General features: G+C 52.1%; 18 protein-coding genes and 1 tRNA gene. 8 read left to right on the top strand and 11 right to left on the bottom strand.

The window, feature by feature from the left end:
• Window positions 1–74 precede the first annotated feature (74 nt).
• The 6 genes from H8K43_RS16240 to H8K43_RS16215 form a co-directional block, all read right to left on the bottom strand.
• Complete coding sequence (locus H8K43_RS16240; RefSeq protein ID WP_186904809.1) at window positions 75–2,828, bottom strand: TonB-dependent receptor; 2,754 nt, start codon at window positions 2,826–2,828, stop codon at window positions 75–77.
• A gap of 503 nt (window positions 2,829–3,331) precedes the next feature.
• Window positions 3,332–4,219: a site-specific tyrosine recombinase XerD gene (gene xerD / locus H8K43_RS16235; protein ID WP_186904896.1), complete on the bottom strand. Its 888-nt coding sequence runs from the start codon at window positions 4,217–4,219 to the stop codon at window positions 3,332–3,334.
• Window positions 4,220–4,283: 64 nt separating this feature from the next.
• Entirely contained in the window at window positions 4,284–4,784 is a 501-nt protein-coding gene (locus H8K43_RS16230; RefSeq protein WP_186904808.1) for a methylated-DNA--[protein]-cysteine S-methyltransferase, read from the bottom strand.
• Between the two features lie 496 nt (window positions 4,785–5,280).
• The gene (locus H8K43_RS16225; protein WP_186904807.1) at window positions 5,281–6,561 is read right to left on the bottom strand and encodes a TRAP transporter large permease; all 1,281 of its coding nucleotides are present in this window, start codon (window positions 6,559–6,561) and stop codon (window positions 5,281–5,283) included.
• A complete protein-coding gene (locus H8K43_RS16220; RefSeq protein ID WP_186904895.1) occupies window positions 6,558–7,109 on the bottom strand; it encodes a TRAP transporter small permease in 552 nt (183 codons plus the stop codon). The genes H8K43_RS16225 and H8K43_RS16220 overlap by 4 nt, the downstream gene beginning before the upstream one ends.
• Before the next feature lie 82 nt (window positions 7,110–7,191).
• Window positions 7,192–8,196: a TRAP transporter substrate-binding protein gene (locus H8K43_RS16215; protein ID WP_186904806.1), complete on the bottom strand. Its 1,005-nt coding sequence runs from the start codon at window positions 8,194–8,196 to the stop codon at window positions 7,192–7,194.
• 182 nt (window positions 8,197–8,378) lie between these two features.
• Between H8K43_RS16215 and H8K43_RS16210 the strand changes: the two genes are divergently transcribed.
• The 3 genes from H8K43_RS16210 to H8K43_RS16200 all read left to right on the top strand — a co-directional run bounded on the left by H8K43_RS16210 (window position 8,379) and on the right by H8K43_RS16200 (window position 12,026).
• Complete coding sequence (locus tag H8K43_RS16210; RefSeq protein WP_230404050.1) at window positions 8,379–10,376, top strand: PAS domain S-box protein; 1,998 nt, start codon at window positions 8,379–8,381, stop codon at window positions 10,374–10,376.
• 88 nt (window positions 10,377–10,464) lie between these two features.
• The gene (locus tag H8K43_RS16205) at window positions 10,465–11,055 is read left to right on the top strand and encodes a response regulator transcription factor (protein WP_186881731.1); all 591 of its coding nucleotides are present in this window, start codon (window positions 10,465–10,467) and stop codon (window positions 11,053–11,055) included.
• 77 nt (window positions 11,056–11,132) lie between these two features.
• Complete coding sequence (locus H8K43_RS16200; RefSeq protein WP_186904805.1) at window positions 11,133–12,026, top strand: AEC family transporter; 894 nt, start codon at window positions 11,133–11,135, stop codon at window positions 12,024–12,026.
• On the opposite strand, the gene queG is transcribed toward H8K43_RS16200, so the two are convergent.
• Window positions 12,023–13,120, bottom strand: coding sequence for a tRNA epoxyqueuosine(34) reductase QueG (gene queG, locus H8K43_RS16195; protein ID WP_186904804.1), 1,098 nt, complete (start codon window positions 13,118–13,120; stop codon window positions 12,023–12,025). The genes H8K43_RS16200 and queG overlap by 4 nt on opposite strands.
• 117 nt (window positions 13,121–13,237) lie before the next feature.
• On the opposite strand from queG, the gene tsaE reads away from it, so the two are divergent.
• Together tsaE and H8K43_RS16185 are read left to right on the top strand one after the other, a co-directional pair.
• Complete coding sequence (gene tsaE / locus H8K43_RS16190) at window positions 13,238–13,723, top strand: tRNA (adenosine(37)-N6)-threonylcarbamoyltransferase complex ATPase subunit type 1 TsaE (RefSeq protein ID WP_186904803.1); 486 nt, start codon at window positions 13,238–13,240, stop codon at window positions 13,721–13,723.
• On the top strand, window positions 13,687–15,075 hold the full coding sequence (locus H8K43_RS16185) for an N-acetylmuramoyl-L-alanine amidase (protein WP_186904802.1): 1,389 nt from the start codon (window positions 13,687–13,689) through the stop codon (window positions 15,073–15,075). The genes tsaE and H8K43_RS16185 overlap by 37 nt, the downstream gene beginning before the upstream one ends.
• On the opposite strand, the gene H8K43_RS16180 is transcribed toward H8K43_RS16185, so the two are convergent.
• The 3 genes from H8K43_RS16180 to H8K43_RS16170 all read right to left on the bottom strand — a co-directional run bounded on the left by H8K43_RS16180 (window position 15,072) and on the right by H8K43_RS16170 (window position 16,858).
• Complete coding sequence (locus H8K43_RS16180) at window positions 15,072–15,461, bottom strand: hypothetical protein (protein WP_186904801.1); 390 nt, start codon at window positions 15,459–15,461, stop codon at window positions 15,072–15,074. The two genes, H8K43_RS16185 and H8K43_RS16180, sit on opposite strands and share 4 nt — an antisense overlap.
• 15 nt (window positions 15,462–15,476) lie before the next feature.
• Window positions 15,477–16,124, bottom strand: a complete 648-nt coding sequence (locus tag H8K43_RS16175) for a VTT domain-containing protein (protein WP_186904800.1) — start codon at window positions 16,122–16,124, stop codon at window positions 15,477–15,479.
• A gap of 86 nt (window positions 16,125–16,210) precedes the next feature.
• A complete protein-coding gene (locus H8K43_RS16170) occupies window positions 16,211–16,858 on the bottom strand; it encodes a VTT domain-containing protein (RefSeq protein WP_186904799.1) in 648 nt (215 codons plus the stop codon).
• A gap of 114 nt (window positions 16,859–16,972) precedes the next feature.
• Here H8K43_RS16170 and mutL point away from each other — a divergent pair, with 114 nt between their 5' ends.
• From mutL to H8K43_RS16155, 3 genes are all read left to right on the top strand, one after another.
• Window positions 16,973–18,880: a DNA mismatch repair endonuclease MutL gene (gene mutL / locus H8K43_RS16165; RefSeq protein WP_186904798.1), complete on the top strand. Its 1,908-nt coding sequence runs from the start codon at window positions 16,973–16,975 to the stop codon at window positions 18,878–18,880.
• A gap of 72 nt (window positions 18,881–18,952) precedes the next feature.
• Window positions 18,953–19,894: a tRNA (adenosine(37)-N6)-dimethylallyltransferase MiaA gene (gene miaA, locus H8K43_RS16160; RefSeq protein WP_186904797.1), complete on the top strand. Its 942-nt coding sequence runs from the start codon at window positions 18,953–18,955 to the stop codon at window positions 19,892–19,894.
• A 36-nt stretch (window positions 19,895–19,930) separates the two neighbouring features.
• Window positions 19,931–20,007: transfer RNA gene (locus H8K43_RS16155), tRNA-Met, on the top strand.
• A 244-nt stretch (window positions 20,008–20,251) separates the two neighbouring features.
• On the opposite strand, the gene H8K43_RS16150 is transcribed toward H8K43_RS16155, so the two are convergent.
• Window positions 20,252–21,793: a S8 family peptidase gene (locus H8K43_RS16150; RefSeq protein WP_186904796.1), complete on the bottom strand. Its 1,542-nt coding sequence runs from the start codon at window positions 21,791–21,793 to the stop codon at window positions 20,252–20,254.

The following is a 21,793-nucleotide window of genomic DNA, read 5'->3' as shown; positions in this document are numbered from 1 at the left end:
TGCCGGTACTGAACAGGCAGAAAAAAAAAGAGTGCCGGAGCTGTATGGCTCCGACACTCATCACATCATCGCGATTACTTGAATTTGTAATCAGCGGACAACATGAAGTAACGACCAACTGTGCTGTGCAGCGATGAAGCAGCTACTGCCTGAGTAGAAGTCGGGCTAGGCGCAAACGGTGGCATACGATCCAGAATGTTACGGATCGCGAAGCTCAGCTTCAGGTTTTTATACAAACCGGAATAGCTGCCGCCTACGTTGAACGTAGTGAAGGATCCGATATCGCCACACAGATTCGCAAAACCTTGCTGCTCAAACGTACATGGCTGGGTGAAGTCGTCTTTTGCTGACATTTTGCCCACATAGTTTGCATCTACCGATGCGCGCCATGCAGCTTTTTCCCAACCCAGACCCAAAGTTGCCATCACACGTGGCTGACCACGGGTACCGGCAAACTCGATCTGTTCCGCTTCTGGAGCAGGTGCTGTTTTAAACGAGTGGTTGTAAGTCACGTTCAGATTTGGCGTGAACTTACCGTATTCACCACCATTGAAGCGACCATTGAGTGTCATGTCCACACCGCGTACACGGGTCTGGGCAATATTCGTCAACAACAAGCGTACATTCGTGATTTCACCCGCTTTCGCACCTGCAGCAGCATCCGCAGCTGTCAGTGGATCACGGGTGATCACTGCAGCAGAATTACCGGCGTAACGACCAGGATTAGCGAGCACAGTTGCCAGATCAAAGGTAGAGATTTCATCTTTACGCTTGATTTGCCAGAAGTCCAGTGTCGCATTGAACCAGTTAGTTGGTTCCCATACCAGACCCAGCGTAAAGCTGTCTGCCGTTTCTGGTTTCAGATCTGGATTCGAGCCGCCTTCATACGCACTGCTCCATTGGCAACCAGCCTGGAAGTTATCGTTACAACGTGCAGGATCACGATAAGACAGGAAAGCTTTTTTAATCTGAGAAGAGTTTTCCACCAGTGTCGGCGCACGGAAACCAGTTGCATAAGTACCGCGAATCACCAGCTCAGGTGTGACGCTCCACTTCAAACCAGCTTTAGGTGTAGTCGAATTGCCGTAGTCAGAGTAGTTATCGTAACGCGCTGCAAACGATGCTTCTAACTGTTTCAAAAGCGGAATATTCAATTCTGTATAAACAGAAGCGATATTTCTGGCGCGCTTATAGCCAGGCTCTTCCTGCGCACGGTGATACAACTCACCCGCAACAGACAAAGCAGATGGATTGACTTCCAGTGTTTCGCGACGTGCTTCGGCACCAAACGCCGCAGACACTGCACCAGCTGGCAACTGGAACAGATCGCCAGTCAGCTTGCCATCCCACAGATACATACCAGACTTAAAGTTACTGGCTGAGTCAGTGACGATTTGTTTGAGCAAATCCGCGTTACCAGCGGAATTTCCAAAGATGAAAGTACCGTTTTTGTAAGCATTGATAAATGGCGTAGCCAGAATACCGCTGCTTGCTTTGGAATCGACTTTGCTGGTGTTAAACATCAGCGCAGTTTCCCAATCCCAGTTTTTGTAGGTGCCTTTTACACCGGTCAGTACACGGGTAAACAAGGTCGTATTATCCAGACCCTGGCCAGGGAAATCGCTCAGCGATGCACGGACACGCACTGTACCGTTACCACCAGCCAGTGTTTTACCTGTGACCGGATCAATCAGATCTTTAGGATATTGTGGATGGGTGATAGGAAGAGCTGGTGTAGGCTGACCATTTTGGCCAGCAAACCAGTGCGGTACACCAGACACCACTGCTTTATTCTGGTTGATCATCAATTCAGCAAACGCTTCTGTGGTCGAATCGATTTGCCAGGTGCCGCGTGAAGTCAGGCCAACGCGGTCGGTTTTACCGGCAGAGTTGTATTTACTGTCTTTCAGATCATCGTAGACGCAGACATTACCGATGGAATTGGCACCGAATACAGTAGATGCCGGAACCAGGCTATCTGCCGGACAGTTATTACCCAAAGGACGGGTAACAAATTTTCCTGTCGCTTTATCGGTCCAGTAAATGTTACCTGGGAAAGTATAAATCGAGCGGTTATCTTTGTAGCCATATGGACGCAGGTCTTCTGTGCTCAGATAGCCATCACGTTTATTGATAAACATAGGCTTGACCTGACGCACATCCAGAGTCGCATACACATTGTAATGATCTTCAACCAGGCTACCGAAACCGTAGCTGAGCGATGAACGCAACTGTTCACCGTCACTACGTTGGGACTGGGCATAAGAACCGCTGATTTCTGCGCCTTGATAGTTATTACGCAGAATGATGTTGACCACACCGGCCATCGCTTCAGAGCCATAAATAGCGGATGCGCCATCTTTCAGAATTTCTACGCGTTCTACCGCACCGATAGGCACAGAATTCAGATCAACGAAAGTAGTTTGGTATTCCGGTTGTGCATAGGCTGCCAGACGACGGCCATTGATCAGCACCAGAGTCGCCTGACTACCGATACCGCGCAGATTCAAGCCAGCAGCGCCTGCGGTAAAGCCATTGGTACGGTTTTCATCAATACCGCCAATATTGGCAGATACATTACGCAGTACGTCATTCAATGAAGTTGCGCCGCTACGTACTATCTCGTCCTTGGAAATCACCTGCACCGGCGATGCTGTCTCAATATTGACGCGCTTAATGTTTGAGCCAGTGACCTCAACACGCTGTATCGGCGTATTGTCTTTCTTTTTTTCCTCTTCTTTTGTCAGTGCTGTCTGCGCAAAAGCGGAGCTGGCAATCGTGCAGAATCCTATACTGGACAATGCCAAAGCTAAACGGCTGAGTTTCATGAATTACCTTTCTTATCTTTATAAAATGAACAGCTCCAGACACTGACTGCATCTCTCCTCAAGTCAGCACTAGAAATGACTTCCAAATTATGGCAACTACCTTACCTGCAACTACTTTGTGTCAATTCTCTGGAAATCTGATTATGCGGGTTTGCTGTTTTCGACTCAGCAGAAATTTTCCACTCAGGAAAATGATGCATGCAGTTGTGCCATAAAATTCTTTGTTTTATTTTGCGCTGGATTTTCTTCTTAAAATATTTAGGCAATTAAACAGAACTTAACCAAATAATCCTATATTTATTTCAATAAAAACAATATTTAAATAGTGTTAGGAATTTGTTGTTTATAGAACACAGATTGTAAAATCGGGGCGTTAAAAACCTGTTTACTTACTTTTTTAATATTAGTTTCGTAACAAAAGCAGCAAAAACATCTTACTTCGTTACAAAAATTTAACTGAACTACGTATAAAAACGTATGGAAAAATTTAAATATATTCCAGATCAAGCACGCGGATGGTGGTCCGCATGTAGCTTTTTCAGGCGTTCTTTAGCCACATGGGTATAAATTTGAGTGGTAGTGATGTTCGCATGACCAAGCAAGAGCTGAACCACGCGCAGGTCGGCACCATGGTTCAGCAAGTGTGTGGCGAACGCATGACGCAAGGTATGTGGTGACAGTGATAAACGGATGCCGGCCTGAAGTGCATACTTTTTAATCAGCACCCAGAACATTTGCCTGGTCATGGCGCCGCCGCGTGCGGTGACAAACAGTGCATCGTCGATTTGCCCTTGCAGGATGGCAGGACGTGCCGTTTGCAGATATTTTTCTAACCAGCTGCGCGCATGTTCACCAAACGGTATCAGGCGGGTCTTACTTCCTTTACCGGTGACCCGCAGCACGCCTTCATTCAGGCCGACCTCGGTGGTTTTGAGCTGCACCAGTTCGCTGACCCGCAAACCACAGGCATACATTAACTCTATCATTGCGCGGTCGCGCAAACCAATTGCACTGTCATCCGGCGCTTGTATCAAGGCCTCCACCTGCGCTTCACTGACAGACTTGGGCAGTTTTTGTGCAGCTTTGGCTGAACGTAGTTTTTCTGTCGGATTTTCACTCAGGCTGCCAGCGCGCACGCCGAGCTGATAGAAGCGTTTGAGCACACTGAGGCGGCGGTTAGCACTGCTGGATTGTGAGCCAGGATTTTTTTCAGACAGGTAGGCGTTTAATTCCGTACTTCCGACCTGGTACAGATCACTGACTTCATGTTGCTGCAACCAAGCAGCAAAAAAACGCAGATCACTGCGATAGGCTTCTATCGTATTTTTGGAGAGGCCCTCTTCCAGCCACAGCGTGTCACAGAAACTGTCTATCTGCGCCTGTACCGTCATACTCAGCGCTATCGTCTGCACCGGTACCCGGCCACGGCGACGTCCGGTCAGCGCAGCAGTCGTCTTAAGCGCCATACTGAGTGAGACCTTCATGGGCCAGTAACCAGCGTTTTACGCCAAGATGAAAACCGCTTTCATCATCATGGTGCGCAAAACCACCCAGACCACCGGCCGCAGTCACCCGATGACAGGGAATCACCAGCGGATACCAGTTGGCACCACAAGCCTGCCCTACTGCGCGCGGAGCCGAGCGTATTTGTCGCGCGACCTCGCCATAGGTGAGCACTCTACCGCATGGAATTGCGGCAATCGCTTGCCAGACGCGGTTCTGGAACTCACTGCCTCGCGGCTGCAAAGGCAGGGAAAAGCGAAAATGCGGATCACCGAAATAAGCGCGCAATTGCTGATGTATCTGCTGATTCAGTGCGTCCGGCGCTGCTTTTTCAGCGAAACGCGGAGGCAGATACACCAGCTCGCTCAGCACCCCTTGCGCGGTACGTATGCCCATCGCGCCAAACGGCGCGCTGATGATGGAGTCGAACAGCTCGGATTCAGCTTTTGTCATACCTGGTTCTGTAAAGATGAAAAACAAATAGAAGCTTGAAACTGTGCACAGTCAGGGCCGGGAGCGGATCGGCTCCTTAGCTCAGCATGCAAGGTATGAGCGATATATTAACAGCCCACTCTACAGAATGAATACACAAAGAAAAAAGGCGCATCTGCCGATGCGCCTTTAAAAATTTTTCGCGTTTTTGGCTGTTTAGTTGGCTGGCCTGGGGCCAGTCACTCAGCTTATATGAAAAACGCGCGTCTCCTCAGTGTACGGTATGAGTACCGTTTTTTTGCACTACCGCCTTATAAATCTGTGCTGCGAAATTCTGAACTGCGCAGAATATAGCATGGCGAAATACCAGTGACAAAAAAAACTAAGTAAAAATACGGCACTGTTGCAGAAATGTAAAAGTACTAAAAAAACATATAAAAATGTGGTAAACAAAAATAAGACCAAGCATAGACTGGCTAAGCCTGGTCTTATCAAAATTTACAATAGCTTTATACGCTTATTTGTAAATCAGATTTGGCAGCCACATGGTGATCTGCGGCACATAAGTGATCAATAAAAGGAAAGCCACCATGGTCAACAGCCAAGGCATCACGGCGACTGTGAGTTCGGTAATCCCCATTTTCGTAATACCAGATGCGACATACAAATTGAGCCCTACCGGTGGATGGCACATACCGACTTCCATATTGACCACCATAATGATACCGAAATGAACCGGATCTATACCCAGCTTCATCGCAACCGGGAACAATATGGGCGCCATAATCAGCACGATGGATGAGGGTTCCATCACATTGCCGGCTAACAGCAACAGGATGTTCACCACCAGCAGGAAGCTGATTACACCAAAACCCTTGTCCATGATCCAGCCCGCCATCGCCTGCGGGATATTTTCACTGGTCATCAGGAAGGAGAACAAGACCGCATTCGTAATGATATAGAGCAGCATGGCCGACATGGAGGCAGAATCCAGCAAGACTTTGGGCACCTGCTTCAAGCCCATGTCCTTATACACGAAGACCGCGATCACAAACGCATACACCGCAGATACCGCAGCCGCTTCGGTCGGCGTAAACATGCCGGTATAAATCCCGCCCATCACGATCACGATCAGCAACAGGCCCCATGCGCTTTTGCGGAAAGCGACCAGACGCTCACTCCAGCTGGCCTTGGGCATACGCGGATAATTATGCTTGCGGGCCAGGAACCAGGTCGTCAGTCCCAGGAAGAACGCGAGTAATAAGCCAGGTACCACGCCAGCCATAAACAGCTGCCCGACCGAGGTATTGGTAGAGACCGAATACATCACCATCACGATAGACGGTGGAATCAAAATCCCGAGCGCGCCGGAAGTTGTGATGACCCCGGCACCAAAGCCCTTGGGATAACCCTGCTTCACCATCGCTGGCAAAATAATCGATCCTATCGCCACCACAGTGGCAGGTGAAGAGCCGGACACCGCAGCAAACAAGGCGCAGGCCATGACACCCGCCAATGCCAGACCACCGTGCCAATGGCCAACCATAGACGCCGCAAAATTAATCATGCGCCGCGCTACGCCACCATGGGTGAGGAAATTACCGGCCAGAATAAAGAACGGAATCGCCATGATTTCGAACTTTTCTATACCAGTGAACAATTTCAGTGCGACCGATTCTATCGGCACCTGTGTCATCGTAAACAGGAAGGTCAGAACCGTCAGACCGAGCGAAATCGAGATCGGCATGCCAGTCAGCATCAGGACCAGCAACAGGATAAAAATGATGGCGGCGTTCATGCTTTCACCTCTTCTTCCAGACCTTCGACATGGGCATGATCGTGCTTAGGCAATTCGCCGGTTTTGATAAACGTCCAGCACACCTGCAGGAAACGGAAGCACATCAGATAAGAACCCAGTGGGATAGCCAGATACACCCACCACATCGGGATTTCCAGATCCGCCGAAGTCTGGTCAGTATGCGCAATCTCCCACACAAAACTGCCGCCCAGGGTGCCGACAATTCCGGTGAAGATAGCGCCAGCCAGCAAGCCCAGGATAACAAAGTGATTGCGCCGGGTTGGCGACAGTTTATTGATCAGTACATCGACTCCCACATGTATGCCGGTGCGCACACCATAGGCTGCACCGAATTTGGCCATCCATACAAACATATAGATAGTCAGTTCCTGTGCCCAGCTGGTATTCATTTTCAGCAGCGCATCCTGTACCACGGGGATATCAAAGCCAGACAGATAACGATGCAATACGGCGAAGAACGTAACCAGAGTCGCAGCGCCCATCAGGGATGCGATCAGCCACTCTTCCAGATGATTGAGAAATTTCATCATGTATCCTGAACAGAGAAAGGAGCATGCAGAAGCAGGCGCTGCAGATTTTTTTGCAAACGCCTGCACGAATCGAAACAGCTTACTTAGCGCCCAGACGGACCGCTTCCTTATTCACATTCGCAATGAGATCTTTACCGATGCGGCCTTCCATATCCTTCTGCACTGGCAGCAAGGCCTTGCGCCATTCTGCTTTCTCTTTATCAGTCGGGACATAGACTGTGGTCTTGCCGGATTTACGTACCGCTTCTAAAGCATTGTCATTTTCCTGTTGCGCAATCGCGTTAGCATATTTGCTGGCCGCCTTCATCGCGCCATCCAGTTCTGTACGTACATCCGCCGGCAAGCCATCCCAGAATTTTTTATTGACGATCACGGCGTAGCCCAGATAGCCGTGATTGGTCACCGTCACATGCTTCTGCACTTCATGCATTTTTTGTGTGTACAGATTCGATGGCGGATTTTCTGTACCATCCACTACGCCAGTCTGCAATGCCTGATACACCTCAGAGAACGCCAGTACCTGCGGATTGGCACTCAGGGCACGCATCTGTGCGTCCAGCACCTTGGAAGATTGAATACGTAATTTCTGCCCTTTCAGATCGGATGGCAGATGGATGGGCTTATTGGCAGACATGACTTTAAAGCCGTTATCCCAGAATGCCAGGCCGGTTATCCCCTTAGGTTCCAGTTTTTTGAACAAATCCTTACCGATTTGTCCTTCCGTCACCGCGTACAACACATCTTTATTCGGGAAGATATATGGCAAATCGAAGACTTCAAATTCTTTTACGCCCAGCGGACCAAATTTAGCGAGTGAAGGCGCCAGCATTTGCACCGCGCCCAGTTGCAAGGCTTCCAGCTCTTCTTTGTCCTTGTACAGGGTACTGTTGGGATACAGCTCGACTTTAACGCGTCCCTTAGTGGCTTTTTCAGCCAGCTCTTTAAAACGTTCGGCCGCTTTACCTTTTGGCGTATCACTGGCGACCACATGACTGAACTTGATCACGATGGGAGCCTGCGCATGCGCGACACCACTCACCAGGGAGGCGGTTAACAGGGAAAAAAGTAGTGTCTTGATTTTCATGCTGGTCTCCGGAACGTTATTATTGAAAAGTGCAACAGCTTGCCAACACTATTGCTTATAGTTAATTTATTGATTTTATGTGATTATTCAAAATTAGCTATAGCTATACTACTGTGGATAACCACTACGTGTTGTGTATGCGTCAGTATCAGCGCTGCGCCAGGTCGATTACACTATACGGCATGAAAAAATTCTACCAATCGCAAACCTGGCCCAATCAGAAATGGCGCTGGATGATACCTATCCTGTTGCTGGCTCTGTTTCTGGCAACGCTGATCTGGCTGCCATGGCAGGCGCAGAAGATGGAGGCCAACGAGCGCCAGGAACAATTGATCGCCGATACCCTGTGGGTGGAGCAGGCCATCATCTTTCAGTTAGACCGCAATGATGAAGTGGTGCGACAAATCGGTTCCGATGTGGTGACGGCAGGGATACAGCCCAAAGCCGTGCTGGAGCGCTTTCAGCAACTGCTGTCCAGTAACCGTGAAATCGCCCGTATCAGCTGGTTAGGGCCGGAAGGCGAAACGGTGGTCTCAACCGAAAAAAAAGGGGCGCCATCCAAATCCGGCCCCCCACCGCACACTCTGGTATCCAGCGTATTCGAAATCGACCGCAAGACACGCTGCTTTCTGCCTGCGCTGGATGCTGAGGCGCAGAGAAACAGCTATCTGATCAGTTGTCAGGTGCCACTGTATAAGCAAAACACGCATTACGGCAATATCGTGATCAGCTACCTGGCCAATGGCATCCTGGAAGAACTGGTGCCCTGGTGGTTTGCGCAGGAAAATCAGATTTCCATCCTCGACATTGATGATACGGTGTATGCCAGCCGCGCTTCCGGTGGGGTGGGCAAAAACGTCTACACCCATAACCGCACGCTGGAATTGCCTGAACTGAGTCTGATCTTGCGCACCAACAGTACCAAGACTGAGCCAAAAATTCTGTCTAATCTGCTGGTCGTCACGATAGTGCTGCTGTCGATAGGTTTAATCTGGAGTCTGCTGGCTTTATGGCGCGACATTAACCGCCGGCTGGCCGCCGAAGGTGCGCTGCGTCAGCAAGTGATTTTCCGTACCGCGATGGAGAATTCGCTGGTTACCGGGCTGCGCGCGCGCGACATGCATGGTCGTCTGACTTATGTGAATCCGGCTTTTTGCAAGATGGTTGGCTATCCGGCGGAACAAATCATAGGCCGCGTTCCGCCCATGCCTTACTGGGCACCGGAAGCCTATGAGGAATATCAGGAACGTTTCAGTCAGTTGTTGGCGGGCTCGGTCCCGCAGGACGGTTTTGAAACCATCTATCAGCATGCCAACGGTGAACGTATCCAGGTCTTGATTTATGAATCTCCGCTGATTGATGAATCAGGCAAGCAAACCGGCTGGATGAGCTCGATACTCGATATCTCTGAACTCAAACATGCGCAGGAAATCACGCGTCAGCAAGAAGAAAAGCTGCATGCGAGTGCCAAACTGGCGACCATGGGGGAAATGGCCTCCATGATGGCGCATGAATTGAATCAGCCGCTGGCTGCGATCTCCAGCTATACCACCGCTGCATCGAATCTGATACAGGCTGGTGTCGCAGACCCTACGCTGCTGCAAAGCGCACTGGGTAAGGTCAATACCCAGGCGCAGCGGGCGGGCCAGATCATACGCAGCGTGTATGACTTCGTCAAAAAACGCGATCCAGACCGCCAGTGCATACACATACGCGATGTGATCAACAGCGTTTTGCCACTGATAGAATTACAGGCGCAGCCCTCCCACATTACGGTGTATGCCGACATGAACGATCCTTTGCCGGCTTTGCTGGCCGATCCGGTACTACTGGAGCAGGTTTTGCTGAATCTGACCCGGAATGCGATAGAGGCGATGCAAAATACGGCACAATCACAAAAAATTTTACGCCTGCAAATCAGCTATGATGAGACAATGCAGCGCATTCAGATTCTGGTGATTGATCGCGGGCACGGCATCTCACAGCAGGTTGCAGAAAAACTGTTCTCCCCCTTCTTTTCAACTAAGAACAGTGGAATGGGGATGGGTCTGAATATTTGCAGAACAGCCATAGAATTTCATGGCGGGCAGCTGACCCATAGTGCAAATCCTGAGGGCGGTACGATATTCCGGCTTGCGTTGCCCGTCATCAGCGAAGACAATACTGCCGCGCATGGCTGATATCGCCTGAGTTTGCCGGGGTCGCACTCAGGCCCGCCATGCATAGAAAAAAGCCTAGCAGGCACTTAACAACCCGTGTGGAGAGACTATGTTACACATCATCGACGACGAAGAAGTGATCCGGGATTCTCTGTCCTGGCTTGCCCGTTCGCGCCAGATTGCTGCCGTCGGCTATGCCAGCAGCGAACAGTTTCTGGCTGGGCTGGAACAAGGCTTCCGCTTCGATACCGAGGGTGATTGCGTGTTACTGGATGTACGTATGCCAGGCCTGTCCGGCACCAGCCTGTTCGATATGCTGTCGGCCAGAAAACTGACCAAGCGTTTGCCTGTTATATTCCTGACCGGTCATGGCGATGTACCGATGGCGGTCGATACCCTCAAGCGCGGTGCCTTTGATTTTTTTGAAAAACCCTTCAACGATAATAAGCTGATGGACCGCGTACTGGAAGCACTGGCGATGTCACGCGAAGCCGGTGTCACGGCACAAATCCATGAACGTCTGGCCAGTCTGTCGGCGCGCGAAAAAGAAGTGCTGGATCTGATTTTGCTAGGAAAAATGAATAAAGTGATTGCCGATGAGCTGGGCATCAGCATGCGTACCGTCGAAGTCCACCGTGCGCATATTTTCGATAAGATGCAAGTCAAAACAGCGGTAGAACTGGCTGGTCTGCTCAAATAAATCCACATCTGTATCCTAAACAGGATACGCAGGCCTGCTATAGTCAGGCCACTTCAGCCAGTCTACTTTGTGTCACTATGTCCGTCTTCAACCTGCTGCTCCCCGATTTCAGTCTGATCTTGCTTGGTTTTTTGCTCGCGCGCAAACAGCATTGGGGCGGACATTTCTGGGCCGGAGTGGAAAAGCTGGTCTATTTTTTCCTGTTCCCTGCCCTGCTGTTTTACACCACTGCCAGAACCCAGTTTGATTTTCATGCGACTGGCAATATGCTCAAGACCGGCATCGCCGCGACTTGCTGCGCTATGGCTTTGGGCTGGCTCACACAATTTATCTTCAAAGCGCCACCACGTTATTTTGAATCCGGCGTGCAGACTGCATTCCGCTTCAATTCCTATATCGCCCTGGCGATCGCTTCCCGCCTCGCAGGTGAGCAAGGCACAGGACTAATGGCCATCCTGATCGGTTTCCTGGTCCCGCTATGCAATATGGCAGCCGTCTATGCGCTGGCCCATAACAGTGGCCGCCTGCTCAAAGAAATCGCAAGTAATCCCTTAGTAGTCGGCACCGCCAGTGGTGTGATTTTCAGCCTGCTGGGGTGGCATCTGCCGGATGGCGTAGCCGCGACTTTATCCAGACTGGGTAACGCCTCAATTGCACTGGGTTTGCTGGCCGTCGGCGCCGGTATCCGCCTCAGCGGTTTGCATGAAGCCAAAGGATATGCTGCCAGTTTTCTGAGCATCAAACTGCTGTTACTGCCTGCTGCAGGCTGGCTGATCGGCCGCTATCTGCAACTGCCCTTGCTGCAATTGCAGATCGTCGTCATTTTCTGCGCGCTGCCTACCGCGTCCAGTGCGTTCGTGCTGGCGGCACGCATGGGTGGCAATGGACCCTTCGTCGCGTTTCTGGTATCGGCCAGCACTTTATTATCAGCGCTAAGCCTGCCATTCTGGTTAAGCGTAGTCAGGCCCTAAGCGGGCAAAGTCACGCCATGCTGTTGCAAAGCCCACTGGATATGCTCTCTGACCATGGCGGACGGATGCTCGGCGCGAGCAGCTAAAGCCTGCACGATTTCCGCATCAGCATAATGCTCGCCAGCGGCATTACCGAGTCCTACCGCCAGATTGCGTAACCAGCTTTCATGGCCGATGCGCCGGATAGGACTGCCTTCCATATGGCGTAAAAACTGCTCCTCGCTCCACAAAAACAAGTCCACCATGCGTGCACGATCCAGCCCGTGGCGTACTGCAAAATCATCCACCACTGCTTTTTGCGCAAATTTATTCCATGGGCAGGCAAGCTGACAATCGTCGCAGCCATACACCCGGTTACCTATCAGGCTGCGCAATTCAACCGGTATAGAACCTTGCAACTCTATCGTCAGATACGACACACAACGCCGCGCATCGACCTGATAAGGTGCGACGATGGCCTGGGTCGGGCAAGCCGTGATACACGACGAGCACTGCCCGCAATGCTCAGTCACAGGCGCGTCGATGGGCAGAGGAATATCGACCAGCAGCTCGCCCAGAAAAAACATGGAACCCGCATCACGACTGATCAGCAGACTGTGTTTGCCGCGCCAGCCCAGTCCAGCCTGACTGGCCAGTGCAACTTCCATCACGGGTGCGGAATCGGTGAACGCGCGATAGCCGAAAGGGCCGATTTCCTGCTGTACGCGGTCGGCCAGTTGCTGTAGCCGGTTGCGCAATACCTTATGATAATCGCGTCCCCTGGCATACACAGAAATCACGGCATCCTTGGCCGTACGACCGGCTTCGCGTGCGCGCCAGCCCTCGCTATCAGGCACATTGGGCAGATAGTTCATACGCGCTGAAATCACGCGCAACGTACCCGGCACGAGTTCCTGCGGACGGCAGCGCTTCATGCCATGTGCCGCCATGTACTGCATTTCGCCATGGTAGCCAGCGTCCAGCCAGCGCTGCAAGCCAGCTTCCGCATGACTCAGATCAATATCGGCAATCCGGATTTCAGCAAAACCCAGCTCGCGTCCCCAGTCCTTGATACGCTGCGCGAGCGCCTGTAATTGGTCGGGCAGCAACGTCATCGCACGCTCTTTGCATTTGTGTGAGTACCCGCACACGGCAGTTGTGGCCACACAAGGATGGAGCGATATGCTATGTTAGGCAAATTCATGAATAGAAAAATAGAGATTTAGCTGGAAATGTCACATTATAAAACTACCCTGCACGATGAAGCGGCCACCCAGGCATTAGGAAAAAGTCTGGCGCAGGTACTGCAGCCTGGCATGCTGGTGTTTTTACACGGCGATCTGGGTGCCGGTAAAACTGCACTGACACGCGCGCTGATCCATGCAGCCGGACATCAGGGCAGCGTCAAAAGCCCCACCTATACATTGGCTGAACCATATGCAGTGCATTTACATGGCCAGCCGGCCACGATCATGCATTTTGACCTGTACCGCATGGGAAGTCCCGAAGAATTTATTGATGCCGGTTTTCGCGAAGAACTGAATGCTCAGACCTTGTGCCTGATCGAATGGCCGGAAAAAGCTGCCGGTGTGCTGCCAGAAGCCGATTTGCATGTGCATTTATCGGTCGCCGGTGATGGTCGTGAGGTAGAATTGCACGCGTTGTCTGCAAAAGGTATCGCATGTCTCGCATCACTCCACTTCGCTCCGAATCTCTGACTGGCGCCACCCACGCCAAAAAACGCCGCACCCTGCTGAAAGCGGGTGGCACGCTATTGCTGTCGGTGATGGCACCGCACACCGCACAAGCCGCCAAGATCCTGGCGGTAAGGGTATGGCCAGCGGAAGATTACACCCGCGTCACGCTGGAAAATGACAGCGAACTGAAAACCAATCATTTCACAGTTAAAAATCCGGAACGCCTGGTGGTCGATATTGAGGGGCTGGAGCTTAATCCTACCTTGAAAGAACTGGTGGCGAAAATCCAGTCTAATGATCCGTATATCCGTCAGGTGCGGGTCGGTCAGAATAAGCCGAATGTGGTCAGGCTGGTGTTTGATCTGAAGGAGGAAGTCAATCCACAGGTATTCACGCTACAACCGATAGGCAACTACAAACACCGTCTGGTGTTTGATCTGTACCCGGCCCAGCCAGCCGACCCGTTGGCGGCGCTGATAGAAAAAGGCGAGTGGCAAAAAGAAGCGATGCCACAGCAAGTTGCGCCGACTACCCCTAACCTGAACAATAGTACTGGCAAACCCGAATTACGCGGCGATAAGCCAACGGAAAAACCAGAAAAACCGGAAAAAACCGACACCCAGCTGGCTGAAAAAGGTGATAAATATCGCGAAAAGTCAGTCAGTCGCCTGATTACAATTGCGATTGATCCCGGCCATGGCGGCGAAGACCCGGGCGCGCTGGGACGCAATGGCAGCCGTGAAAAAGACGTGGTGCTGGCGATTGCCAAACGACTCAAGGCAAAGATTGAGCAGCTGCCGAATATGCGGGTGATGCTGACGCGTGATGGCGATTATTTCGTCCCCTTGAACGTCAGGGTGGAAAAAGCACGTGCGGTGCAGGCTGACCTGTTTATGTCGGTCCATGCGGATGCCTTTGTCAATTCATCGGCGCGTGGTTCCTCGGTGTTTGCTTTATCCGAAAAAGGTGCGTCATCGACGGCCGCACGCTGGCTGGCAGATAAGGAAAATGCAGCGGATCTGATTGGTGGCGTCAACATCAAAACCCATGATAAACAGCTGGCCAGTGTGCTGCTGGATTTGTCCACCACGGCACAGATCAATGACAGTCTGAAGCTGGGAAAAGTCGTACTGAACGAAATCAGCGGTATCAACAAACTGCATAAAGGCGCGGTAGAACAGGCCGGCTTTGCAGTGCTGAAAGCGCCGGATATTCCCAGCATATTGATTGAGACTGCCTTTATTTCCAACCCAGAAGAAGAGGCACGCCTGACCGATAGCGATTATCAGGATCAGATGGCAGATGCCATCGTCAAAGGCGTCAAAAAGTATTTCTCTAAAAATCCACCTTTAGCCAAAAGCCGCATGGCTTAATCGGCGCGCCCGGAGCACTCCGTGCTGTCCGTCCCGCGCTCAGCGGCGGACGGCGCAGGCTCCAGCCAGGCGTTCGAATCGCAGGCGGTACCGGCTGCTATCCAGCGTCGCACACGCCGAGCAAACCAGGCATCCCAGGAGCGCGGCAGCCAGCGCCAGTAAGCAGAAGGCTGGATCAGCATGCCGCAACGGTAGCAGCCATCCTGCTCACTCCATTGCAAAGCGCGGCAACTGCCGGAAAACTGCCACAAAAAAAATTGCGCTACCGGGCAAGGCTCGGCAGCGCAACAGATTCCACAGCCATTACAGGGCAAGCCCTCAGCGGGCTTAGCCGGCGCCTCCGGATGTATCCAGATCAGTCTGGCCGAAGTTCGCTCTGCTTTCATCGCAACGCAGTTGCTTCAGGCCTTGCTGGCGACGCGGCGGAACAGCTTCCACAATGCGCCCAGCAAAAGTGGGATCACCGCAGCACCGACACAGGCTAAGACAATCGCGTTCAGATTATTTTGTATGAAAGGGATATTGCCGAAGAAATAGCCAGTCAGCACCAGACTCGGTATCCAGAATAAGGCACCCAACACGTTATACAGCTGGAAGGTACGGTGCGTCATATCGGAAATGCCAGCGACGAAAGGCGCAAACGTGCGCACGAGAGGTACAAAACGCGCCAGCACTACCGTTTTACCGCCATGCTTCTCATAGAAATCATGAGTTTTTTTCAAGGCATTCTTGTCTATCCAGCGGTAATCACGCTCCATCATCTTATGCCCGATCAGACTGCCTATCCAGTAATTGACGGTATTTCCCGAGATCGACGCGATCAGCAGAAAAACCACCAGCAACCAGGGATTCATGGCACCCGTCACACAGAAAGCACCTGCGATGAACAACAGCGAATCTCCGGGTAAAAACAGAAAAATGATAAACGCAGTTTCACAAAATACGATAGCAAACAATACAACGTACACCATCGTTCCGTAATTCGCGATCAGCTGCCCCAGCATTTTATCGACATGCAAAACCATGTCTAAGAGTTGCATCAAATCCATTTTCACCTCAAGTCAGGAAACTGCCGCAATCCTACACAGATCAGTCTGGCCGAAGTCCGCTCAGCTTTCATGGCAGCGCAGCCACTTCAGGCCTTGCTGGCGACGCGGCGAAACAGTTTCCACAATGCGCCCAGCAAAAGTGGGATCACCGCAGCACCGACGCCGATTAAGACGATGGTATTCAGATTCTTTTGTATGAAAGGGATATTGCCAAAGAAATAGCCACTCAGCACCAGGCTCAGGATCCAGAACAAGGCACCCAACACGTTATACAGCTGGAAGGTACGGTGCGTCATGTCGGAGAAACCGGCGACGAAAGGTGCAAACGTGCGCACGATGGGCACGAAACGCGCCAGCACTACCGTCTTACCGCCATGCTTTTCATAGAATTCATGGGTTTTTTTCAAGGCATTTTTGTCTATCCAGCGGTAATCGCGTTCCATCACCTTATGCCCGATCAGGCTGCCTATCCAGTAATTGATGGTGTTACCGGAGATCGATGCAATCAACAGCAAAATCACGAGCAACCAGGGATTCATGGCACCGGTCGCGCAGAAAGCGCCTGCGATGAACAACAAAGAGTCGCCCGGTAAAAATGGAAAAATGACAAACGCAGTTTCACAAAACACGATAGCAAACAGCACAACGTACACCATCGTTCCGTAATTCGCGATCACTTGCCCCAGCATTTTATCGACATGCAAAACCATGTCTAAGAGTTGCATCAAATCCATTTTCACCTCAAGTAAGGAAACCGCCGCAATCATACACTAAGGCGCATGCCGCGCAAGGCTGAAAGCATGCCAGAATGGAAGGCAAGGCCGCTCAGCAAAGGTATAATCGCAGGAATGAATGCACATACTCCCTCCCCTCCGTCTGTCCGGCCTATCCAGGCGCTGCCCGACCACCTGATTTCGCAGATTGCTGCGGGTGAAGTGGTGGAACGCCCTTCCGCTGTCGTCAAAGAAGTGCTGGAAAACGCGCTTGATGCGGGTGCCAGCAATATCCATATCCGGCTGGAAGAAGGCGGTGTGAAACGCATCGCCATCACAGACAATGGACGCGGCATCCCGCCCGAGCAGCTGCCACTGGCAGTGGCGCGTCATGCGACCTCTAAGATCTCTTCGCTGACGGAGCTGGAAAATGTCGCGACGCTGGGCTTCCGTGGTGAAGCACTGGCTTCGATCGCCTCGGTATCCTTACTGACGCTGACCACGCGCACAGCCGATGCGGCGCATGCCTGGCAAATTGAAAATGGACAGATTTCACCCGCTTCCGGCGCGCCCGGTACGACAGTCGATGTGCAGGATCTGTACTACAACACTCCGGCACGGCGTAAATTCCTGAAGTCCGAACAGACTGAATTCGGCCATTGCGCCGAAGTGGTGCGCCGCATAGCACTGGCGCGGCCAGATGTGTCTTTCTCACTAAGTCATAATGGCAAAGCGGTCGATCACTGGAATGTGAGCGCAATCGACAAACGCAGCGCGCAAATCCTCGGCGAGAATTTTGCAGGCGCGCGGCTGCCATTGGATGAAAGCGCCGGCCCCCTACGGCTGCATGGTTTTGTCGGTTTGCCGACTGCTTCCAAAGGCCGTGCAGATGCGCAGTTTTTTTATGTGAATGGCCGTTTTGTACGTGACAAGCTGCTGACCCATGCGGTGCGCGCCGCTTATCAGGATGTTCTGCACGGCGACCGCTATCCTTCCTACGTGCTGGCACTGGATCTGGACCCGGCGCTGGTCGATGTGAATGTACATCCATCAAAAATTGAAGTGCGTTTCCGCGACAGCCGCGCGGTCCACCAATTTGTATTCCATGCGGTACAGCGCGCCTTGGCACAGACCTCCGCAACCGCCTTCGGCACCGTGCCAGCGCCAGCCACTGCAGCCAGTGCAACTGCAGTACTGGCCGGGAAATCCATGCCCTGGGTCGCCGGCGAGCAAGGCAGCTTTGCCAAGGAATTTGCAGCCGCCTCGCCCTATGCTGGCAGTACGCCCGGCTATACCGGTGCTGGCTCTTCCTACCCAGCAGCCTGGCCACGACCCGCAGCACAAGGCGGTATCTCGCAAAATCTGGCGCGCTATGGCGCCCTATTTCAGGCACCTGAGACCGCTGCAGTATCTGAGCCCCACCCTGCCACGCTGCCAGCACGTGAATTACCTGCTGATGAAAATCCGCTGGGCTTTGCGTTGGCGCAGTTACACGGCGTGTATGTACTGGCGCAAAACACCAAAGGCCTGGTGCTGGTCGATATGCATGCCGCGCATGAACGCATCCTGTATGAGCAATTGAAAAATGCACTCGATGAAGACAGTATGCCGGTACAGGCATTGCTAATACCGGTGACGTTTTATGCCGATACCATTGAAGTCGCAACAGTGGAAGAGCATCAGCACACCCTGAAAACCCTGGGCTTTGATATGACTGCGATTTCGCCGACCACACTGGCAGTACGCGCGGTACCGGCCTTGCTGAAAAATGCCGATGCCCAGTCGCTGGCGCGAGATGTACTGCGTGATGTGAGGGAATTTGGCGGCTCACGCGTACTGATAGACCGTCGTAATGAATTGCTGGGCACACTGGCTTGCCATACTGCAGTCAGGGCCAACCGCAGCCTGACTATCCCGGAAATGAATGCACTGCTGCGCCAGATGGAACAAACCGAGCGCGCCGATCAATGTAATCACGGACGGCCAACCTGGGTGCAGCTGGGGCTGCAAGACCTGGATAAAATGTTCCTGCGCGGCCAGTAAGCCACGCTTGCAGAACTGGCTGCCCGCTGTATGTAGTAAGCAGCTGCGCTGCCTCAAGAAAGTAAGAAATACATGAAGTTAACCAATAAAGCCATCGCGATTATGGGCCCGACCGCATCCGGTAAAACGGCTGCAGCACTGGAAATCGCGCGCCATCTGCCAGCCGAAATCATTTCGGTTGATTCTGCACTGGTATATCGCGATATGAATATAGGCACCGCCAAGCCCAGCGCCGAAGAACTGGCAGCGGTACCGCATCACCTGATCGACATCATCGATGCGGCAGACAGTTATTCGGTCGCCAGCTTTCGTAAAGACGCAGCGCGCTTAGTTCAGGATATACAAAGCCGCGGCAAACTGCCCTTGCTGGTGGGCGGCACCATGATGTATTTCAATGCACTCAAACACGGACTCGATGAACTGCCCGCAGCCGATGCAGCGCTGCGTGCTGAACTTGATGCAGAAGCCGAACGCATAGGTGTCCCCGGCTTGCATGCGCGCCTGGCGCAAGTCGATCCGGATACCGCAGCACGACTGGCGCCAAATGACAGCCAGCGCATACAACGCGCACTGGAAATCTACCATCTGACTGGCCAGGCCATGTCGGCACTGCTGGCTAAACAAGTACGCAGCGGCCCGGACTTTCCTATGTTGTCTATTTCGCTGGAACCGAGCGAACGCTCGGTTCTACATCAGCGTATCGCACGCCGCTTTGATCTGATGCTGGAACAAGGCTTTCTGGATGAAGTACGCGCCTTAAAACAAAGACCAGAACTGCACGCCGACCTGCCATCTATCCGCTGCGTCGGTTATCGCCAGGCCTGGGATTATCTGAATCAGCAATGCAGTTACGAAGAAATGCGTGAACGCGGCATCATCGCCACCCGCCAGTTGGCAAAGCGCCAGATCACCTGGCTACGCTCCATGCCTGAGCGCCACGTGATCGACTGCCTGAGCGCGCGCCCACTGCTCAGCATACTCGACACCACCTATAAATATCTGAACGACGCTTGACAAGGTCGTCGAAACTGCCCATAATGTCGGTCTTTCGGTGATATAGCTCAGCTGGTTAGAGCACAGCACTCATAATGCTGGGGTCGGTGGTTCAAGTCCACCTATCACCACCAGAATGCTAAGCCCTTTGATTTTCAAGAATCAAAGGGCTTTTGCTTTTTCCTCAGCAAAAAATATCACCAGCTTGAATTTCAAAGGACTGTACGCCTTCAAAGCTAAGCAGATCTCACCTTGGCAATATCCATCTGCATCAATGTTATCACTCAGATTTTCAGCATAAAAAAACCCCGGAAAAACTTCCCGGGGTTAATTCGTTTGCGCTGCTTTCGTGTGAGCAGCTTTTGTTTACACGGCTAGTTATTTAGCTTTAGCTGCATTCACTGCTGCTGCTGCATCGACAATACCGCCACCACAAGCCGGGCAGTTAGCTGGCGGACGGCGCGAGGTCTTGATCAAGAGATCTTTGACCTGTGCCTGAGTCAGCTTAGGATTCACAGAAAGCATCAGTGCAACCACACCAGCAACGTGCGGTGTTGCCTGCGAAGTACCCGCCATGCCGCCATAGGCATTGACTTCAGCAGCAGACATCGCCGTATAACTGGTTTTTCCAGTTGGCAGCGTCGAGAAAATGATATCTTCCGCTTTAGTAAAGCCACCACCAGGAGCAGCAACCGTCACTGTGCCGCCGTAGTTGGAGTAGGAAGCACGCGCGCCATTGATATCAGTCGATGCAACAGTGATTACGCCAGGGCAATTCGCCGGGCTGGACAGCTTGGCATCAATTGCTTCATTACCTGCTGCGATCACCACGATAGTTCCCGCATCCATTGCTGCTTTGTAGGCAGCGGCTGTGGTTTTGCTGCAGGCATGTATCCCGCCCAGCGACAAATTGATCACATTGGCTTTATTGGCATTGACTGGCATGTTAGGCACGGTCAGTCCGGCAGACCACGCAACGGCATCAGAAATATCTGAGGTACTGCCACCACATTGACCCAGTACGCGCAAAGGCAACACTTTCGCCATCGGTGCAACACCGGTAATGCCTTTGCCATTATTGGCGGCCGCAGCTATCGTTCCAGCCACATGAGTGCCGTGCCAGGAACTGTCATCTGCACCAGACGATTTAAAGCAGGAGGAATTAGCATCTACCCAATCCCCCATATCCAGCGCGTCCGGCCCACGCACTGAGTTTCCACTGGCTGGTTTAGGCAAACGCGCAGTCACATAACTGGAGATAAAGTTGTAGCCATATTGTCCAGCCTGACCACCTTGTGCAGGAATCAGATTTGCCGTCAGATCTTCATGCGGAACATAGCCTGTATCAGCAACTGCAACCACAATACCTTGCCCCAGCGTGACATCCCATGCTGCCGGTGCGTTCAGTCCACCAGGCTGCTTACTTGATTCCTGCATATCCCACTGCTTGCTTGCATAGGATGGATCAGTCGGGACAGCAAGACGGTGCATGATGTAATCCGGCTCTGCATATTCAACCGAACTGTCACTTGCAGCAATCTTCTTGGCCAACGCCAGCAACTGAGAAGTTGTGAGATTGCCGCTTGCCTTATAAACCCAGGCACCGGTTGCTAACTGCCGTTTTATTTCAAACGCCATACCAGAGCTGGCCGTAGCCTGCTGCAATCTGGACAAGCGCTGGGCCTGCAAATTCAGCAATTCATTGCGTACGCCTTTGGAGGATGCATACGCTTCTGCGTTGAAACGGTCATTGCGATATTTCACAATAATCTGATCCAGATACTCTTCCTGCACTGACGGTTGGCTGTTTGCGCGGGCCTTGCCTGGTGTCGTTACATTCGCTGTTGTTGTGCCAGATACCAGAACCGCACTGAATGCGGCGGCAATGATAAATGCCGATTTTTTGAGTATTAATTTCAT

The organism is Cognatundibacterium curvum, from assembly GCF_014284235.1.
Classification (GTDB): Bacteria; Pseudomonadota; Gammaproteobacteria; order Burkholderiales; family Burkholderiaceae_D; genus Undibacterium; species Undibacterium curvum.
This window is presented reverse-complemented; position numbering and strand designations above follow the sequence as displayed.

Coding starts and splice junctions, on each gene's coding strand:
- H8K43_RS16175 (WP_186904800.1), bottom strand. CDS start 16,124: ATGGATTTGATGCAACTCTTAGACATGGTTTTGCATGTCGATAAAATG.
- H8K43_RS16170 (WP_186904799.1), bottom strand. CDS start 16,858: ATGGATTTGATGCAACTCTTAGACATGGTTTTGCATGTCGATAAAATG.
- H8K43_RS16185 (WP_186904802.1), top strand. CDS start 13,687: ATGTCTCGCATCACTCCACTTCGCTCCGAATCTCTGACTGGCGCCACC.
- H8K43_RS16210 (WP_230404050.1), top strand. CDS start 8,379: ATGAAAAAATTCTACCAATCGCAAACCTGGCCCAATCAGAAATGGCGC.
- H8K43_RS16230 (WP_186904808.1), bottom strand. CDS start 4,784: ATGACAAAAGCTGAATCCGAGCTGTTCGACTCCATCATCAGCGCGCCG.
- H8K43_RS16205 (WP_186881731.1), top strand. CDS start 10,465: ATGTTACACATCATCGACGACGAAGAAGTGATCCGGGATTCTCTGTCC.
- H8K43_RS16180 (WP_186904801.1), bottom strand. CDS start 15,461: ATGAAAGCAGAGCGAACTTCGGCCAGACTGATCTGGATACATCCGGAG.
- H8K43_RS16220 (WP_186904895.1), bottom strand. CDS start 7,109: ATGAAATTTCTCAATCATCTGGAAGAGTGGCTGATCGCATCCCTGATG.
- H8K43_RS16225 (WP_186904807.1), bottom strand. CDS start 6,561: ATGAACGCCGCCATCATTTTTATCCTGTTGCTGGTCCTGATGCTGACT.
- tsaE (WP_186904803.1), top strand. CDS start 13,238: ATGTCACATTATAAAACTACCCTGCACGATGAAGCGGCCACCCAGGCA.
- H8K43_RS16200 (WP_186904805.1), top strand. CDS start 11,133: ATGTCCGTCTTCAACCTGCTGCTCCCCGATTTCAGTCTGATCTTGCTT.
- miaA (WP_186904797.1), top strand. CDS start 18,953: ATGAAGTTAACCAATAAAGCCATCGCGATTATGGGCCCGACCGCATCC.
- H8K43_RS16215 (WP_186904806.1), bottom strand. CDS start 8,196: ATGAAAATCAAGACACTACTTTTTTCCCTGTTAACCGCCTCCCTGGTG.
- queG (WP_186904804.1), bottom strand. CDS start 13,120: ATGACGTTGCTGCCCGACCAATTACAGGCGCTCGCGCAGCGTATCAAG.
- xerD (WP_186904896.1), bottom strand. CDS start 4,219: ATGACGGTACAGGCGCAGATAGACAGTTTCTGTGACACGCTGTGGCTG.
- H8K43_RS16150 (WP_186904796.1), bottom strand. CDS start 21,793: ATGAAATTAATACTCAAAAAATCGGCATTTATCATTGCCGCCGCATTC.
- mutL (WP_186904798.1), top strand. CDS start 16,973: ATGAATGCACATACTCCCTCCCCTCCGTCTGTCCGGCCTATCCAGGCG.
- H8K43_RS16240 (WP_186904809.1), bottom strand. CDS start 2,828: ATGAAACTCAGCCGTTTAGCTTTGGCATTGTCCAGTATAGGATTCTGC.